General features: G+C 72.0%; 15 protein-coding genes and 1 riboswitch. Of the genes, 10 read left to right on the top strand and 5 right to left on the bottom strand.

Going from position 1 to position 16,791, the window contains the following annotated elements:
• Positions 1 to 62: 62 nt before the first annotated feature.
• Positions 63 to 1,214, bottom strand: coding sequence for an N-acetylglucosamine-6-phosphate deacetylase (nagA, locus tag OG861_RS14350; protein WP_329197087.1), 1,152 nt, complete (start codon positions 1,212 to 1,214; stop codon positions 63 to 65).
• Positions 1,214 to 2,146: an ROK family protein gene (locus OG861_RS14345; protein ID WP_329202350.1), complete on the bottom strand. Its 933-nt coding sequence runs from the start codon at positions 2,144 to 2,146 to the stop codon at positions 1,214 to 1,216. The genes nagA and OG861_RS14345 overlap by 1 nt, the downstream gene beginning before the upstream one ends.
• Positions 2,147 to 2,355: 209 nt before the next feature.
• Here OG861_RS14345 and OG861_RS14340 point away from each other — a divergent pair, with 209 nt between their 5' ends.
• The 3 genes from OG861_RS14340 to otsB all read left to right on the top strand — a co-directional run bounded on the left by OG861_RS14340 (position 2,356) and on the right by otsB (position 4,856).
• Positions 2,356 to 3,660: an extracellular solute-binding protein gene (locus tag OG861_RS14340; RefSeq protein ID WP_329197089.1), complete on the top strand. Its 1,305-nt coding sequence runs from the start codon at positions 2,356 to 2,358 to the stop codon at positions 3,658 to 3,660.
• Positions 3,661 to 3,734: 74 nt separating this feature from the next.
• Positions 3,735 to 3,971 (top strand): DUF3263 domain-containing protein, encoded by a 237-nt coding sequence (locus OG861_RS14335; protein ID WP_329197090.1) that lies wholly within the window; start codon positions 3,735 to 3,737, stop codon positions 3,969 to 3,971.
• 33 nt (positions 3,972 to 4,004) lie between these two features.
• Positions 4,005 to 4,856 (top strand): trehalose-phosphatase, encoded by an 852-nt coding sequence (otsB, locus tag OG861_RS14330; protein ID WP_329197092.1) that lies wholly within the window; start codon positions 4,005 to 4,007, stop codon positions 4,854 to 4,856.
• Between the two features lie 519 nt (positions 4,857 to 5,375).
• Here otsB and OG861_RS14325 read toward each other — a convergent pair.
• Both OG861_RS14325 and OG861_RS14320 read right to left on the bottom strand, forming a co-directional pair.
• Positions 5,376 to 6,812 (bottom strand): alpha,alpha-trehalose-phosphate synthase (UDP-forming), encoded by a 1,437-nt coding sequence (locus tag OG861_RS14325; RefSeq protein ID WP_329197094.1) that lies wholly within the window; start codon positions 6,810 to 6,812, stop codon positions 5,376 to 5,378.
• A 71-nt stretch (positions 6,813 to 6,883) separates the two neighbouring features.
• Positions 6,884 to 7,834 (bottom strand): glucosyl-3-phosphoglycerate synthase, encoded by a 951-nt coding sequence (locus OG861_RS14320; protein WP_329202352.1) that lies wholly within the window; start codon positions 7,832 to 7,834, stop codon positions 6,884 to 6,886.
• A 207-nt stretch (positions 7,835 to 8,041) separates the two neighbouring features.
• Positions 8,042 to 8,199, top strand: a riboswitch (SAM riboswitch).
• A gap of 17 nt (positions 8,200 to 8,216) precedes the next feature.
• Between OG861_RS14320 and thrC the strand changes: the two genes are divergently transcribed.
• The 6 genes from thrC (at position 8,217) to OG861_RS14290 (ending at position 14,096) form a co-directional block, all read left to right on the top strand.
• Entirely contained in the window at positions 8,217 to 9,512 is a 1,296-nt protein-coding gene (gene thrC, locus OG861_RS14315; protein WP_329197096.1) for a threonine synthase, read from the top strand.
• Between the two features lie 42 nt (positions 9,513 to 9,554).
• On the top strand, positions 9,555 to 9,833 hold the full coding sequence (locus OG861_RS14310; protein ID WP_329197098.1) for a MoaD/ThiS family protein: 279 nt from the start codon (positions 9,555 to 9,557) through the stop codon (positions 9,831 to 9,833).
• A gap of 407 nt (positions 9,834 to 10,240) precedes the next feature.
• The gene (locus tag OG861_RS14305) at positions 10,241 to 10,447 is read left to right on the top strand and encodes a cold-shock protein (protein ID WP_030009783.1); all 207 of its coding nucleotides are present in this window, start codon (positions 10,241 to 10,243) and stop codon (positions 10,445 to 10,447) included.
• A 338-nt stretch (positions 10,448 to 10,785) separates the two neighbouring features.
• Positions 10,786 to 12,408, top strand: a complete 1,623-nt coding sequence (gene groL, locus OG861_RS14300; RefSeq protein WP_190187179.1) for a chaperonin GroEL — start codon at positions 10,786 to 10,788, stop codon at positions 12,406 to 12,408.
• Between the two features lie 247 nt (positions 12,409 to 12,655).
• Positions 12,656 to 13,282, top strand: coding sequence for a phosphoribosylanthranilate isomerase (locus OG861_RS14295; RefSeq protein ID WP_329197100.1), 627 nt, complete (start codon positions 12,656 to 12,658; stop codon positions 13,280 to 13,282).
• Between the two features lie 70 nt (positions 13,283 to 13,352).
• Positions 13,353 to 14,096 carry a beta-glucanase gene (locus tag OG861_RS14290; RefSeq protein WP_329197102.1) on the top strand — a complete coding sequence of 248 codons (744 nt, stop codon included), beginning with the start codon at positions 13,353 to 13,355 and terminating at the stop codon, positions 14,094 to 14,096.
• A 12-nt stretch (positions 14,097 to 14,108) separates the two neighbouring features.
• Here the strand turns inward: OG861_RS14290 and OG861_RS14285 are convergent, their stop codons facing one another.
• Positions 14,109 to 15,026: a DUF4436 family protein gene (locus OG861_RS14285; protein ID WP_329197104.1), complete on the bottom strand. Its 918-nt coding sequence runs from the start codon at positions 15,024 to 15,026 to the stop codon at positions 14,109 to 14,111.
• Positions 15,027 to 15,226: 200 nt separating this feature from the next.
• Here OG861_RS14285 and OG861_RS14280 point away from each other — a divergent pair, with 200 nt between their 5' ends.
• Positions 15,227 to 16,786 (top strand): alpha/beta fold hydrolase, encoded by a 1,560-nt coding sequence (locus tag OG861_RS14280; RefSeq protein WP_330261719.1) that lies wholly within the window; start codon positions 15,227 to 15,229, stop codon positions 16,784 to 16,786.
• Positions 16,787 to 16,791: the final 5 nt, after the last annotated feature.

Below are 16,791 nucleotides of genomic sequence, written 5' to 3'. Positions count from 1 at the left end.
ACCGCGGGCCGTCCGCCCAGTCCGCGGGGCGACGGCCCGTCACCGTCCAGCCGATCGGCTTCTCAGACCCCGGGGTTGACGATCCATTCGCCGCGCCGCATGACGCCCTTGAGGTCGAAGGCGGCGTCCAGTACGACGAGGTCGGCGTACTTGCCGGGTTCCAGCGAGCCGATCTGGTCGTACAGGCCGATCAGCTTGGCGGGGTTGGCGGAGATCGCCTGGACCACCGACTCGACGGGCAGCTCGTCGACGGTCACCGCGCGCTTGAAGGCGGTGTCCAGGGTCAGCGTGGAGCCGGCGATCGAGCCGCCCTCCACGAGGCGGGCGACGCCGTCCTTGACCTCGACCTCCAGTGGCCCGAGGTGGTAGGTGCCGTCGCCGAAGCCGGCCGCGTCCATCGCGTCGGTGATCAGCGCGACCCGGTGGGCGCCCGCGTGGTGGAAGGCCAGTTCCAGCATCGCCGGGTGCAGGTGCGTGCCGTCGTTGATCAGCTCGACGGTGACCCGCTCGTCCTCCAGCAGCGCGGCGATCGGGCCGGGTGCGCGGTGTTCGAGGCCCGGCATCGCGTTGTAGAGGTGGGTGGCGACGGTGGCGCCCGCGTCGATGGCGCGGCGGGTCTGGTCGTAGGTGGCGTCGGTGTGGCCGATCGCGGCGATGACCCCGTGCTCGGCCAGCAGCCTTACGGAGTCCAGGCCGCCGGGCAGTTCGGTGGCGAGGGTGACCATCCGGGCGGCGCCGTGCGCGGCGTCGACCAGCTTGCGGACCTCGGCCGGGTCGGGGTCGCGCAGCAGGTCGGCCTTGTGGGCGCCCTTGCGGCAGGCGTTGATGAAGGGCCCCTCGAAGTGGATGCCCGCGATCTCGCCCTGCTGCGTCAGCTCCGCGAGGAGCCCGGCGCGGCGGGCGAGTTCGTCCAGTTCGCCGGTGACGGTGGAGGCGATGAGGGTGGTCGTGCCGTGCGCGCGGTGGGTCCGTACGCCCTTGAGGACCTCCTCGGCGGTGCCGGAGGTGAAGGAGGCGCCGCCGCCGCCGTGGTTGTGCATGTCCACGAAGCCGGGGACGATCCAGTGCCCGCTGAGGTCGGCCACGGGCGTGCCCGGGGAGGCGCTGCCCGCGATCCGCTCGCCGTCGACGATGACGCGGCCGCCCGCCACGGTCCCGGTGGGCAGCACCACCCTGGCACCGGACAGAACAGTGCTCTGTGTGCTTGCGGCCATCAGGCAGGTACCTCCGTGGCGAGTAGGTCCCAGGCGAGCAACCCTGCGCCCAGGCATCCGGCGGTGTCCCCGAGGGCCGCCGGAACGATCTCGGGCAGCCGCTGGAACGTCACGCGCTCCTCGACGGCCGTCCGAAGTGGTGTGAACAAGGTTTCCCCCGCCTCCGCGAGGCCGCCACCGATGATCACCGTGCGCGGGTCGAGCAGGGTGATCGCGGTGACCAGCCCGTCGGCGAGGGCGCCGATGGCGGCCAGCCACACCTCCCGGGCGCGGAGGTCGCCGGATTCGACGGCCTTGGCGCAGTGCGCGGCGTCGGCGTCGGGGTCGCCGCTGGCGGCGGCCCAGGCGCGGCTGACTGCGGACGCGGAGGCGAGGGTCTCCAGGCAGCCGTGCTGGCCGCAGCCGCAGGCCGGTCCGCCGGGGCGGACCACGATGTGGCCGATCTCGCCCGCGTAGCCGTGGGCGCCGGCCTCGATGCGGCCACCCAGGCCGATGGCGCCGGCGATGCCGGTGCCGAGCGGGACGAACAGGAACCGGTCGGCGTCCCGGCCGGCGCCGATGCGGCCTTCGGCGAGGCCGCCCGTGCGCACGTCGTGCCCGAGGGCCACCGGGATGCCGCCGAGGCGCTCGCTGAGCAGCGCGCGCATCGGTACGTCGCGCCAGCCCAGGTTCGCCGCGTAGACGGCGGTCCCGTTCTCGGCGTCGACGATGCCGGGTACGGCGACGCCGACGGCCGAGGCGGCCCGGCCGAAGCGCTCGCGGCCCAGGGCGAGGAGTTCGGCGGCGAAGCCGAGGATCGTCTCGACGACGGCTTCCGGGCCCCGCTCGCGGCCGGTGGCGCGGCGCGCCTCGTGCAGCAGGGAGCCGTCCCCGGCGATGAGGGCGGCCTTCATCCCGGTGCCGCCCACATCGAGGGCGATGACGTGTTTCACGGGTTTCACAGACGACAGTCTCGCGTGCTCGGGAGGCAAAGGTCTAGTCCATTGGGAGGAATGTTGAGCGGCCATACAAATCCGGGAGCCCGCTCCGGCAACGGTCCGGACACGGTCCGCACGGGCGGCGCGTTCCGGATGTGAAGCAGCCCGAAAGTGGTGTAGACCTTACGACGAATAGTAGGTACGACAAGGGGTGGATCAGAACTGTGAAGGGCCGTTACCTGAGCCTGGCCGCGACCGGGGCCGCGCTCTGCCTGACCGCCGTGACCCTGACGGGCTGCGGAACCGTGCAGGGCCTCACCGGGAACAACGAGGTGACCCTGCGGGTCGTGGCGGCCGACTACGGCGACAATCCGCAGAACTCCTCCGCCACCTACTGGAAGGACCTCGCGAGCTCCTTCGAGAGGACCCACCCCGGGGTCAACGTCGAGGTCAGCGTCTACTCCTGGACCGAGGTCGACGCCAAGGTCGCCGAGATGGTCAAGGCGCACAAGGCCCCCGACATCGCGCAGATCGGCGCGTACGCCGACTACGCGGGAGCCGGCAAGCTCTACTCCGCCGAGGAACTGCTCTCCGTCCAGACCGAGGCCGACTTCCTCGCGCCGCTCGCCGACGCCGGCAAGGTCGGGCAGACCCAGTACGGCATGCCCTTCGTGGCCAGCACCCGGCTGCTCTTCTACAACGAGAAGCTGCTCGGCGACGCCGGTGTCATACCCAAGGACGCCAAGGGCGGCTGGCAGCCCAAGAGCTGGGCGGACCTGGAGGCGGCCGCCAAGAAGCTCAAGGCCGCCGGTGTGCAGACGCCCTTCGCGCTGCCGCTCGGCCGGGAAGAGGCGCAGGCCGAGACGATGATGTGGATGCTGGCGGGCGGTGGCGGTTACACCGACAACGAAGACAGCTACGAGATCGACTCCGCGGACAACGTCAAGACCTTCGAGTTCCTGCGCGACAGGATGGTCGGCCAGGGCCTCACCGGCCCCGTCGAGCCGGGCAAGCTCGACCGGCAGGCGGCCTTCGACGCCTTCGCGCGCGGCGAGGTCGGCATGCTCAACGGGCACCCGACCCTGCTCAAGCAGGCCGGCGGCAAGGGGATCAAGTACGGGATGGTGCCGATGCCGACGGCCGACGGCACCGATCACCCGACGATGGGCGTCGCCGACTGGGTCATGGCCTTCAAGAACGGCCACAAGGCGGAGACGGGCAAGTTCCTCGACTACCTGTACGAGGCGAAGAACGTGACGGCGTTCACGAGCAAGTACGACCTGCTGCCCGTGACCACCACCGGCTACCGGGCCATGGAAGCCGCCACCGGGGGCTCCGCGCCGCAGCTCAAGACCTTCCTGACGGCGCTGCCGACGGCGCGGCTGTACCCCGTGGGCAAGAAGTCGTGGGCCGGTGTGAGCGAGGACGTCAAGCAGAACATCGGCAAGGTGGTGCAACCGGGCGGCCGGCCGGAGAAGGTGCTCGGCGACATCGCGGAGTCCGCGCGCAAGGCCGACGGCGACCGCTGAGCGGGCGGGCCCGGCGGGGCGGGTGCCGTCGGGCCGCCCGGGGGCGTGTCGGTGGGCGGCGTTAATCTGGCCGTATGACGGACGACGGGCGATTGACGGCCGCCGAGGCCGCCGTGCTCGCGTACGAGGGACGAACCTGGTCCGGGCCCGGAGCCAAGGAACGGGCCATCCGGGAAGGGCTGGGGATGACCCCGGTCCGGTACTACCAGCTGCTCAACGCCCTGATGGACGACCCGCGGGCGCTGGAACACGCGCCGGGCACCGTCCACCGGCTCCGGCGGATCCGCGCGGCGCAGCGGGCCCGGCGATAGCAGTCGTACGACTGGACCGTTAGGGTCGTTCCCATGGGGAGCCATGCGCACGATACGCCGATGCCCGTGCCCGCCACCGCCGCCGGACGCGAGGGACTCGAAGCCCTCCTCCGTGCGCCGCGCCGATCCGTCGTAGCCCTCGACTTCGACGGCACCCTCGCCGAGATCGTTCCCGACCCCGACCAGGCGCGCGCCCACGCGGACGCCGTACCGGCGCTGTCCGCGCTCGCGCCCGAGGTGCTGTCCGTGGCCGTCGTCACCGGCCGGCCGGCCGGGGTCGCCGTGCGGCACGGCGGGTTCGCCGGGGTGCCGGGGCTGGAACACCTCGTCGTGCTCGGGCACTACGGGGCCGAGCGGTGGGACGCGGTGAGCGGGCTCGTCCACGCGCCCGCCGAGCACCCGGGGGTGGCGGCCGTACGGGCCGAGCTGCCGGGGTTCCTGGAGTCGATCGGGGCGTGGCGGGGGACCTGGATCGAGGAGAAGGGCCGGGCGCTGGCCGTCCACACCCGGCGGGCGGAGGATCCGGAGGCGGCGTTCGAGGCGCTGCGGGAGCCGCTGGCGGAGCTGGCGGCGCGGCACGGGCTGATGGTGGAGCCGGGGCGGGCGGTGCTGGAGTTGCGGCCGCCGGGGATGGACAAGGGCGTCGCCCTGACGGAGTACCTGGAGGAGGTCGGGGCGGAGGCGGTGCTGTACGCGGGGGACGACCTGGGGGACCTCGCGGCCTATGCCGCTGTCGAGAAGCGGCGGGCGGAGGGGGTGCCGGGGCTGCTGGTCTGCAGCTCGTCGGAGGTCCCGGAGCTCGCCTCCCGGGCCGACCTGGTCCTCCCGGGGCCGGCGGAGGTCGCCGCGTTCCTGGCCACCCTGGCCGCCACCCTGCGGGGCTGACCGGGTCGGGCCGTTCAGCCTGGCCGGCGTTTGAGGTGTGGCCCCCGCGGGGCCGACCCGGTCGGGCTGATTCAGCCTCGCCGGCGTTTGAGGCGCGGGGTGCGGGGCGGAGCCCCGCAAGGCCCGGGCGCAGCCCGGGTTGCCGCTGCGCGGAGCCGTCCCCTACCCGCCCTTCCACCGTTCCCTGGGCTCTGCCCAGACCCGCGCCTCAAACGCCGGCGGGGCTGGGGTGTACCTGGGCTCCGCCCGGACGCGCGCCTCAAACGCCGGCGGGGCTGGGGGTGTACCTGGGCTCCGCCCGGACGCGCGCCTCAAACGCCGGCGGGGCTGGGGGTGTACCTGGGCTCTGCCCGGACGCGCGCCTCAAGCGCTGGCGGGGCTGGGGGTGTACCTGGGCTCCGCCCAGACCCGCGCCTCAAACGCCGGCGGGGCTGGAGGGGCGCCCGCGCCTCAAGCGCCGGCGGGGGTGGGGGGACGCCGCGGGGCTGGAGGCGTGGCGGAGGGGCGGTGGGGGAGGGGTCAGGGGGACTGGAGGGCGGAGAGTTGGGCCGTGAACCAGGTCGTCGGGGGGAGGGCGGTGGCGGCGGCCGAGAGGCGCTTCGTGCGCTCCGCCCGCTCGGCGTCCGGCATCGCCAGCGCCGCGTGCAACGCCGCCGCCGTCTCCGACACGTCGTACGGGTTCACCGTCAACGCGTCCGAGCGGAGCTCCTCGTACGCCCCCGCCCCCGTCGACAGCACCAGCGCGCAGCCCGCCTCCGACACCACCGGGATCTCCTTCGCCACCAGGTTCATCCCGTCCCGGACCGGGTTCACCAGGGCGACGTCCGCCATCCGGTACGCCGCCAGCGAGCGCGCGAAGTCGTCCTCCACCGAGACCAGCACCGGCTGCCAGTCCGCCGTCCCCAGCTCCGCGTTGATCTCCGCCGCCAGATCCCGGACCGCCGTCGTGTACTCCCGGTACACCGCCAGGTCCTGCCGTGAGGGGTACGCCGACGCCATGTGCACGACCCGCTCCCGCCACTCCGGGTGCGTCGTCAGCAGTTCCCGGTACGCCAGCAGGCCGCGCAGGATGTTCTTGGACAGCTCCGTCCGGTCCACCCGGACGATCGTCTTGCGGTCGCCGACCTCCGCCCGCAGCCCCGCCAGCTTGTCGTCGACCTCCGGCCGGTGCGCCAGCGCCCGCAGGTCGTCCCCGTCCACGCCCAGCGGGAACGCCCGGACCTCGGTCGTGCGCCGCGGCCACCCCGACTCCCGCCGGTGCTCCACGGTCCCCTCCCGGACCTCCTCCGCGCTGCCCTCGGCGCCGTCGAACGGCATCGCCGCCAGGAACGCCCGCGCCCATTCCCCGGTGTGGAAGCCCAGCAGGTCCGCCCCGAGCATGCCCCAGGTCAGCTCCTCCACGACGTACCGCGGCAGCATCCGCAGGACGTCGGGCGAGGCCCACGGGGTGTGCGTGAAGTGCGCGATGCGCAGGTCGGGCCGCAGGACGCGCAGCATCCCCGGCACCAGCGCCAGCTGGTAGTCCTGCACCAGCACCGCCGCGCCCTCGCCCGCCTCCGCCGCCAGCGCGTCCGCGAAGGCCCGGTTGTACAGGACGTACGCGTCCCAGCGCCGCCGGAACTCCGCGTCGAAGACCGGCTCGCGCGGGATGTCGTACAGGTGGTGGTGGGTGAACCAGAGCACCGAGTTCGCGATGCCGTTGTACGCGGCGTCGTAGACCGCGGGATCGATGTCCAGCATCCGGACACCCGGCTCGGAAACCCCCCGCCGCACCGCTTCCCGGTCGCCCTCCGACAGCGCCGCGCAGATCCACACCGCGTCCGGCTGCTCCGCGAGCGCCGCGGAGAGTCCGGAGACCAGACCGCCCCCGCCGCGCCGGGCGCTGAGGGTGCCGTCGGGGGCGTGGGCGTACGAGAGGGGGCCGCGGTTCGCGGCGACGAGTACCTGGGAAGCCATGCCGCGAACCTAACCCCGCCGCACCCGCCTCAAACCCGCCGCCGCGTCACGCCACGCGTCACGCCACGGCGTCAGGCCACGCGGCGCACCGCGTACTCCTCGATCTCCAGCATCGGCGGCCGCTCCTCGGTGTCCACGGCGTACGTCCGCGCCACGAAGCCCTGCGGGCCCCGCTCGAACTGGGTCAGCGCCGGCCGTACCAGGTGCCCGCGCGAGAGCCGCAGCTGCGCGGTGCGGTAGATCGCCGCGGCCATCCGGCCGAGCGCCTGCCCGTCCTGGTGGCGGTGCAGCCGTACGCCGACGTCGACCTGGGCCAGCGCGTCCAGCCCCACCGTGTGCAGCGCGTCCACCAGCAGGCCCAGTTCCACGCCGTAGCCGACGGGGAAGGGGAGGCGTTCCAGCAGGGAGCGCCGTGCGGCGTACTCGCCGCCCAGCGGCTGGACGAACCCGGCCAGCTGCGGCCAGTGCAGGTTCAGCAGCGGCCGGGCCACCAGCTCCGTGACGCGTCCGCCCTGGCCCGGCGCGTCGCCGAGCGGGCGGTCGTACATCGCCTTGACGAACTGCACGTCGGGTTCGGTCAGCAGCGGGCCGACCGTGCCGGAGACGAACGCGGAGGAGAAGTCCCGCAGGTCGGCGTCCACGAAGCAGACGATGTCGCCGGTGGTGGCGAGCAGCGAGCGCCACAGCACCTCGCCCTTGCCGGGCACCGCCGGCAGCCGCGGCAGGACCGCGTCGCGGTGCACCACGCGCGCGCCCGCCTTCGCGGCGACCTCCGCCGTACGGTCGCTCGACCCGGAGTCGACCACGACCAGCTCGTCCACCAAGGGGAACGGCAGCCCTTCGATCAGGTCGCGGCGGATCACCTCGACGATCGCGCCGACCGTGGCCTCCTCGTCGAGCGCGGGCAGCACCACGCTGACGGTGGCTCCCGACGCGCGCTTGCGCTCCAGCAGCCGGCCGAGCGGACGGTCGTCGGCCGACCAGGAGCGGTCGGCCAGCCAGCGCTCCACCTCTTCCAGCACTTCGGGCACTCCTGGGATCGATGCGTTCGGGGCGAACGGGTCGGCAGGCGGTTTCGGGCGAAATACGATCCATCTCGCCGTTCGGACGGCTGTCTCAACCACCCGGGCCTTCGGTTACAGTCTTGAACAACGCGAAGGACCACGGCATGCCGGGGTCCTCGTGCACAAACGCCCGGAGGCGCCGCAGAGCGCGCGCCGGTGCCATACCGCTCATCCAGAGGGGCAGAGGGACACGGCCCGTTGAAGCCCCGGCAACCCTCCAGTCGGTTCTCGCGATCGCGCACACAGCGACGTCAGCGAGGTCCCCGGCTAGGGAAGGTGCCAATTCCGTCTCATGGCGAAGTGCGCCATGGGGAAGATGAGGAGAAAGGGCCTCGCCATCATGGCTGCACAGACCGTCGCCACCTCTGCCGGATCCACCGGCGCCCCTGTCGATCTCGGACCCGCCACCGGCCTGTCCTGCCGCGAATGCGGAACCCGCTTCGCGCTCGGCCCGATCTTCGCCTGCGCCGAGTGTTTCGGACCGCTCGAAGTCGCGTACGACCTGCCGACCGGTGACCCGGAGGCGCTGCGCGCCGCGATCGAGGCGGGGCCCGACAACATCTGGCGTTACGCCCCGCTGCTGCCCGTCCCCGCGGACGTGGCCTCCAAGCCCAGCCTGAACCCGGGCTTCACCAAGCTGGTGGACGCGGCCAACCTGGCCAAGGAGCTCGGCGTCACCGGCAAGCTCTACGTCAAGGACGACTCCGGCAACCCGACGCACTCCTTCAAGGACCGTGTCGTCGCCATCGCCGTCGAGGCCGCCCGCGCGTTCGGCTACACCACGCTCTCCTGCTCCTCCACCGGCAACCTGGCCGGCGCCGTCGGCGCCGCGGCCGCCCGGGCCGGCTTCCGGTCCTGCGTGTTCATCCCGCACGACCTGGAGCAGGGCAAGGTCGTCATGGCCGGTGTCTACGGTGGCGACCTCGTCGGCATCGAGGGCAACTACGACGACGTCAACCGCTTCTGCTCGGAGCTCATCGGCGACCCGCTGGGCGAGGGCTGGGGCTTCGTCAACGTCAACCTGCGCCCGTACTACGGCGAGGGCTCCAAGACGCTGGCCTACGAGATCTGCGAGCAGCTCGGCTGGCAGCTGCCCGACCAGATCGTGATCCCCATCGCGTCGGGCTCGCAGCTGACGAAGATCGACAAGGGCCTCCAGGAGCTGATCAAGCTCGGGCTGGTCGAGGACAAGCCGTACAAGATCTTCGGCGCGCAGGCCGAGGGCTGCTCGCCCGTGTCGACCGCCTTCAAGGCCGGGCACGAGGTGGTCCGCCCGCAGAAGCCGAACACCATCGCCAAGTCCCTGGCGATCGGCAACCCGGCGGACGGCCCCTACGTCCTGGACATCGCCCGCCGCACCGGGGGTTACGTCGAGGACGTCAACGACGAGCAGGTCGTCGAGGCCATCAAGATCCTCGCGCGGGCCGAGGGCATCTTCGCCGAGACCGCGGGCGGGGTGACCGTCGGCGTGACGAAGAAGCTCATCGAGAACGGGCAGCTCGACCCCTCCCTGACCACGGTCGTCCTCAACACCGGTGACGGCCTCAAGACCCTGGAGGCGGTGGCCTCGGACAGCGGCCAGACCGCCACCATCCGCCCCAGCCTGGACGCGTTCCGCGCCGCCGGCCTGGCCTGAGGCACGACCCACCCCCACCGCTTCCGGAAAGGCAGCAGCGCCATGAGCGTCAACGTCCGCATCCCCACCATCCTGCGCACCTACACCGGCGGCCAGGCCGAGGTGCCCGCCGAGGGCGCGACCCTCTCCGAGGTCATCGAGTCCCTGGAGAAGAACCACCCGGGCATCGCGGCCCGCGTCCTGGACGACCAGGGCAAGCTGCGCCGCTTCGTGAACGTCTACGTCAACGACGACGACGTGCGCTTCGAGGGCGGCCTGCAGACGGCGACGCCGGACGGCGCCGGAGTGTCGATCATCCCGGCCGTGGCCGGCGGCTGCTGACACCGGGATTCCCGTTCCCGTCCCGTCCAGTCACACCTGAATTGCCCCCTCCGCTAAAAGTGGAGGGGGTAATTCTGCTTGATTGGGCGCGGTAGAGTTGGGGAAGTCCCCTCCGCTGTTCTTGCCCGCCGCATATGAGCGGGCCGCCGGAGGGTTGACATTGAGTCAACATGCGAGTCTGGTATGGGCCTTTGGTGCCGGATGTCGGGCCCGAGTTGCCCGGGAATATGCCTACTTTTCACGTGATTTCCATATTCCTTCTTGTCCAGAATTCTCGTCGGAATGACCTGTTGCAGACAGCACCGGTGCGGATACATTCAGCCGCGGTCGAGGCGTTCCGGCGCAAGTTCTGACCCGGGTCCGCGAAGTGCGGTCCTGCGCAAGGGCCAGTAATAGGGGAGTTAGGCATGGCTCAGGGCACCGTCAAGTGGTTCAACGCGGAGAAGGGCTACGGCTTCATCGCGGTCGACGGTGGTGCGGATGTGTTCGTCCACTACAGCGCCATCCAGATGGACGGGTACCGCACCCTTGAAGAGGGTCAGCGGGTCGAGTTCGAGATCTCGCAGGGCCAGAAGGGTCCTCAGGCGGACATGGTCAAGCTCGCACTCGGCTAACCCGGCGCGATCGACCACCGACGCAACAGGTCTACAGTCGCCGGACGCTCTGAGGCGTCAGGCGCACGAGGGGCCCACATCCCGGAGACGGGATGTGGGCCCCTCGTGCGTCCCGGGCGCGTCGTGGCCCGGCGTTGCCGAAGCCGCTTGCACTCGACGGGGTCGAGTGCTAATCATTGGCGTTAGCACTCTCCAGGTGAGAGTGCTACTGAAACGAGGACCGGGTCGGTGAGGCCCGAGGGTCCGGCGGGAAGGAACCGCCGGGCTCGCAGGCCGTCCGTCGCGGGCGCGGGCGCGGTCCAGGAGCAATCCACCCCAGTCCTGGAGGACCACTTCAGATGGCCAAGATCATTTCGTTCAACGAGGAGGCCCGGCGCGGTCTCGAGCGTGGCATGAACCAGCTCGCCGACGCCGTCAAGGTCACCCTTGGCCCCAAGGGTCGCAACGTCGTCCTTGAGAAGAAGTGGGGCGCCCCCACGATCACCAACGATGGTGTGTCCATCGCCAAGGAGATCGAGCTCGAGGACCCGTACGAGAAGATCGGCGCCGAGCTGGTCAAGGAAGTCGCCAAGAAGACGGACGACGTCGCGGGCGACGGTACGACCACCGCCACCGTGCTGGCCCAGGCGCTCGTCCGCGAGGGTCTGCGCAACGTGGCCGCCGGCGCCAACCCGATGGCCCTCAAGCGTGGTATCGAGAAGGCCGTCGAGGCCGTCTCCGCCGCCCTGCTCGCGCAGGCCAAGGATGTCGAGACCAAGGAGCAGATCGCTTCGACGGCCTCCATCTCCGCCGCCGACACCCAGATCGGCGAGCTCATCGCCGAGGCCATGGACAAGGTCGGCAAGGAAGGCGTCATCACCGTCGAGGAGTCCCAGACCTTCGGTCTGGAGCTCGAGCTCACCGAGGGCATGCGCTTCGACAAGGGCTACATCTCGGCGTACTTCGCCACCGACATGGAGCGTATGGAGGCGTCGCTCGACGACCCGTACATCCTGATCGTCAACTCCAAGATCGGCTCGGTCAAGGACCTGCTGCCGCTCCTGGAGAAGGTCATGCAGTCCGGCAAGCCGCTGCTGATCATCGCCGAGGACGTCGAGGGCGAGGCCCTGTCGACCCTGGTCGTCAACAAGATCCGCGGCACCTTCAAGTCCGTCGCCGTCAAGGCCCCGGGCTTCGGCGACCGCCGCAAGGCCATGCTCGGTGACATCGCCATCCTCACGGGCGGCACCGTCATCTCCGAGGAGGTCGGCCTCAAGCTGGAGAACGCCGGTCTCGACCTGCTCGGCCGCGCCCGCAAGGTCGTCATCACCAAGGACGAGACGACCATCGTCGACGGCGCCGGTGACAGCGACCAGGTCCAGGGCCGCGTCAACCAGATCCGCGCCGAGATCGAGAACTCCGACTCGGACTACGACCGCGAGAAGCTCCAGGAGCGCCTCGCGAAGCTGGCCGGCGGCGTGGCCGTCATCAAGGCCGGTGCCGCGACCGAGGTCGAGCTCAAGGAGCGCAAGCACCGCATCGAGGACGCCGTTCGCAACGCGAAGGCGGCCGTCGAAGAGGGCATCGTCGCCGGTGGTGGCGTGGCCCTGCTCCAGGCCTCCTCGGTCTTCGAGAAGCTGGAGCTCACCGGTGACGAGGCGACCGGCGCCAACGCCGTGAAGCTCGCGCTGGAGGCCCCGCTCAAGCAGATCGCCGTCAACGGTGGTCTCGAGGGTGGCGTCGTCGTCGAGAAGGTGCGCAACCTCCCGATCGGCCACGGCCTGAACGCCGCGACCGGCGAGTACGTCGACATGATCGCCGAGGGCATCATCGACCCGGCGAAGGTCACGCGCTCCGCGCTGCAGAACGCCGCGTCGATCGCCGCGCTGTTCCTGACCACCGAGGCCGTCATCGCCGACAAGCCCGAGAAGGCCGGCGCCGGTGCGCCGGGCGGCATGCCGGGCGGCGACATGGACTTCTGATCGGCCCCGGCTGATCGGCAGTCCGCACCACGCTCCACGTTCCGAGGGCGGCACCCCACCAGGGGTGCCGCCCTCGGGCGTTCACGGCTGCCCGCGCCCTGGTACCCCGCCCTGGTACCCCGCCCTGGTGCCGCGCCCTCGCTGGCCGCGCTCCCCTTGCGCGCTCCGTTGCGCCCTGCCGCGCCCGTCCTTGCCCGGCACTCGGGACGGGACCGCATCCGTCGGGCCGGTCTGGTTGACTCGGGGTATGAGCGAGAGCAGCGGAGCCGGCGGGCCCTTCGTGAAGATCTGCGGGCTGCGGACCGGGCGGGACGTCGAGGTGGCCGTGGAGGCCGGGGCGGATGCCGTGGGGTTCGTCTTCGCCGCCGGGAGTCCGCGGACCGTCGACGCCGCCACCGTGCGGGGGCTCGTCGGGCGGGTGCCGGCGGGGGTGCTCACGGTCGGGGTGTTCCGCGGGCAGTCCGTGGCGGAAGTGCGGCGGCTGACGCTGGAGAGCGGGGTGCGCTCCGTGCAGCTCCACGGCGACGAGGGGCCCGAGTACTACGAGGAACTGCGCGCGCAGGGGCGGACGCTGATCCGCGCCACCGCCACCGCCGTCGCGGCCGCCGGGGAGTACGGCGAGGACCTGCTGCTGCTCGACGCCCCCGACCCCGGCTCCGGCAAGCCGTGGAACTGGGGCTCCGAGGAGTTCACCGCGCCGCGCGGCCGCTGGCTGCTGGCCGGGGGCCTCGACCCCGCCAACGTCCGGGCGGCCCTGGAGGCCACCGGCGCCTGGGGCGTGGACGTCTCCAGCGGAGTGGAGCGGGAGCGCGGAGTGAAGTCACCGGAGCTCATCCGCGCCTTCCTCGCGGCAGCACGCGACACCCGTAGCTGAACGCAACTCCCCGATTACCCAGGGCGATGAATCCGGCATGGCCCGCTCCGCCTGCGGGCAGACATTCCACATGAACACGGACCTGCTCGGCTGGCTGGGGCGCCTGACGTCCCGCCTCGCCCCGGGAGGCGGTGGCGGAGCGGCGGTGCCCGGACCCCGCCGCGCCCCCGTCTTCACCGCCGACTTCACCTCCGCCTCCCAGTGGGTGGCAGGCCGCTCCTGGGCGTATCCCGACGGCGGCCCCGTCAACCCCGGCGACAACAAGCTCGACCACCTCGTGGAAGACCCCGCCTACAGCCGCAGCGGCGTCTTCCGCGCCACCCGCCGCCCCGACGGCAACTGGGACACCGGCCTGCTCACCACCGAGGGCAGCGACGAGGGTTTCATGGTGCGCACCGGCGACGTACTGGAGGCGCGGGTGCGGCTCCCCGTGGAACTGGGGGCCTGGCCCGCGATCTGGACCTGGCGGGACGGCGGCCAGGAGATCGACGTCTTCGAGTACCACCCGGACAACCCCGACCTGCTCGAACTCTCCAACCACGTCCGCGAGGCGCACCGCTACCATCGCGACCCCTCGGTCCGGCCCGGCGCCTGGGTCGACCTGCGCGTGGAGTTCGGGCGCAACTCGGTCGTCTGGCGGGTCAACGGCGCCCGCGTCTTCTCCGACCGCCGGGGCGTGGGCCGCGGCTGGCGCGCGTACCTCATCGTCAACCTGTCGGTGTGCGCGGGCAATTACCACCCGGCGCCGGAGCCGGAGGTCAGCGAGATGTCCTACGAGGTCTCCGAGCTGCACGTGTACCGGGACGCTTCGTAGCGGCGCACCGCCTCAGCGGGTGGGCCCGGGGTCGTCCTCGGGCCGCAGGGCGGTGCGGACGCCGGTGACGACCACGGTGACCAGGCACAGGGCGATGACGGTCTCGGCCCACAGGAACGCGAACCAGTCCAGCACGCAGCCGATCGGGGGTGTGCCGGGGGCGGTGCCGCGGAACGCCGAGAGGGCGAACAGGGTGGCGGCCATCCAGGCGAGGGCGGGCCAGACCAGGCCGTTGCCGCGGGTCGTCAGGTACCAGGCGCCGAGGAGCACGGACGCCGCGAGCGCCCACATCACCACCATCATGAAGACCGCGAAGACGAGCACGCTGCCCGACCGGGACAGCCTCAGCGCCAGGGCGGCCTCCTGCCGGGAGGGCGCCGGCCGGGCGGAGGCGGAGAAGAGCGTGTCGTTGTTGGAGAACAGCAGGCGCACGGGCACCTGCTTGCCGCCCAGCTGCGCCCGGAACCCGATCACCGTCTCGTAGGTGTCGAACGGGTAGTCGCTGATCGACCCGCCCGTGAGCGCGACCTGAGTGTCCGTGGTCGCGAGCCGCTCGTGCGCCTTGAACTCCAGGTCTTCCTGGGTGGCGCCGGAGGTGGCCAGACTGAGGTCGGCCACCGGGGCGGCCCCCTCCGCCTCGCCGAGGTTCCCGCGGGGGGTGACCCAGACGCGCAGCACCAGCTCCCTGGCCTTGGCGTCGACGCTCTGGACGACTGCCTCCACGTCCACGCGGTCGGCGGCCGAGGAACCGACGGCGTGGACCGTGTCGACCGCCTGCCGCTCGGTGAACTGCAGCCACGAGCCCACGCCCACCGCCACCACGATCAGCACCGCGATGGGCAGCAGGACCGGCAGGAGCGACCCCCCGGAGCGGCGGGCGCGAGGCGGGTCCGGGGGTGGGCCGGGCGGCGTGTCCGAGGGTGGGGTCATGGTGGCTCCGGCGAGGTGGGCAGGGGCGCCCCATCGTGTCGGCGGCCCGGGGCCGAGGGCCGTGACCACTCCGCGTGCACCAGAACGCTTCACCCGGTAGCGTCGAAAACGCGCGCATTCCGGCCGGAACGTTCCCCACGAACCACCGCGGCCCCTCCCGTCAGTGGCGGCCGCCGATGTCGGCGAAGGAACGAGACCACATGCCACAGCACACCCTCCACGCGGTGACCGCCGCGGCCGCTCTGGCCTGCCTGGCAGCGTTCGGCCCCGTACCGGCCGGTGCCCCGGCGGCAGCCGCCCGCGCGACCGGGTCCGGCCCGACGCCCAGCACGGCAGCCCCCCGGTTCGTGCCCGGCGCCTGCCCGAAGACGCCCGAGCCCGTCGCCGCGCTGAGCAAGGCGCGCTGTGGCCTCCTGGAGGTCCCCGAGAACCGCTCCCGCCCCGGCGGCCGAACCATCAAGCTGGCCGTGGCGCGCATTGCGGCGGCCGCGCAGAAGCCCGCCGCGGACCCCGTGGTGTTCATGGCGGGCGGCCCCGGCGCCGACACCTTCGACGACATCCCCTTCCTCATCGACTCCGGCCTGAACAAGGACCGCGAGCTGATCGTCATGGCCCAGCGCGGCAACCTGTACGACCAGCCGAACCTCGCCTGCCCGGAGGTCGACCGGTTCAACGCGCAGGCCGTGGGCCTGGGCTACGACTCGCAGCAGGCGGAGCAGGTCATGCTGAAGGCGGTGAAGGACTGCCGGGCCCGTCTGACGGCCGCCGGCGTCGACCTGAGCGCCTACAACACCACCGAGAACGCCGCCGACTTCGCCGACCTGCGCACCGCGCTGGGCATCCCCCGGTGGAACGTCTACGGGTACTCCTACGGCAGCAACCTGGCCCTCACCTACCTGCGCCTGCACCCCGAGGGGATCCGCGCGGTGGCGATCGACTCGGTGACACCTCCCCAGGTCGTGACCCTGCCGTGGGCGTGGGGCAGCACCGCCGAGGGCATCCGCAACATCTTCGAGGCGTGCGCGGCACAGCCCGCATGCAAGGACCGCTACCCGGACCTCCCCCGCACGCTGACGGAGCAGGTGCGCAAGCTGGAGGCCCACCCCCTGACCCTGGACGTCGCGCCGCCGAACGGCGGGAAGCCGGTCAAGACCGTCCTCGACGGGGGCGCGCTGCTGAACCTGATCGTCGCCTTCACCCCCCGGCCCAAGGACCTCCCGGCGGCGCTCGACGAGCTCAGCCGCGGGAACCCCGAGCGCTTCGCCAAGGCCCGCGCGGCCGGCTCGGTCCAGCACGTCGGCATGTTCGCGCACGGCCTGACGAACTCGATAGCGTGCGCCGAGTGGGCGCCGGGCTACGCGGAACCCGACGTGCTCAAGGCGGGGCGCAAGGCCTTCCCCGGGTGGCCCGACACGGTCCTGGCCCAGGTGCCGCAACTGCCCTTCCAGTACCCGGTGTGCGGAATCTGGGACGTTGCGGACCGCGCGGAGGTCCAGCGGGTGCCCACGATCAGCCCGGTCCCGGCGCTCCTGGTCTCCGGCACGTTCGACGTGAAGACCGGGGCGAGCTGGGCGGAGGGCGTGGCCCGCAACCTGTCCCGCTCGACCGCCGTGCAGGTCCCCGGGATCGGCCACTGGGTGGTCCCGCAGTCCCCCTGCGCGCAGCGCGTGCTGGCCTCGTTCTTCGCCCGTCCGACCGCTCCCGACACCTCGTGCGTGGACGGTCTCGAACCCGAACCGTTCACGATCGTCCCGAAGTAACCGGG

Source organism: Streptomyces sp. NBC_00539, from assembly GCF_036346105.1.
GTDB lineage: Bacteria > Actinomycetota > Actinomycetes > Streptomycetales > Streptomycetaceae > Streptomyces.
Note: the sequence above shows the minus strand (reverse complement) of the source record. Positions and strands in the feature narration are given on the sequence as shown.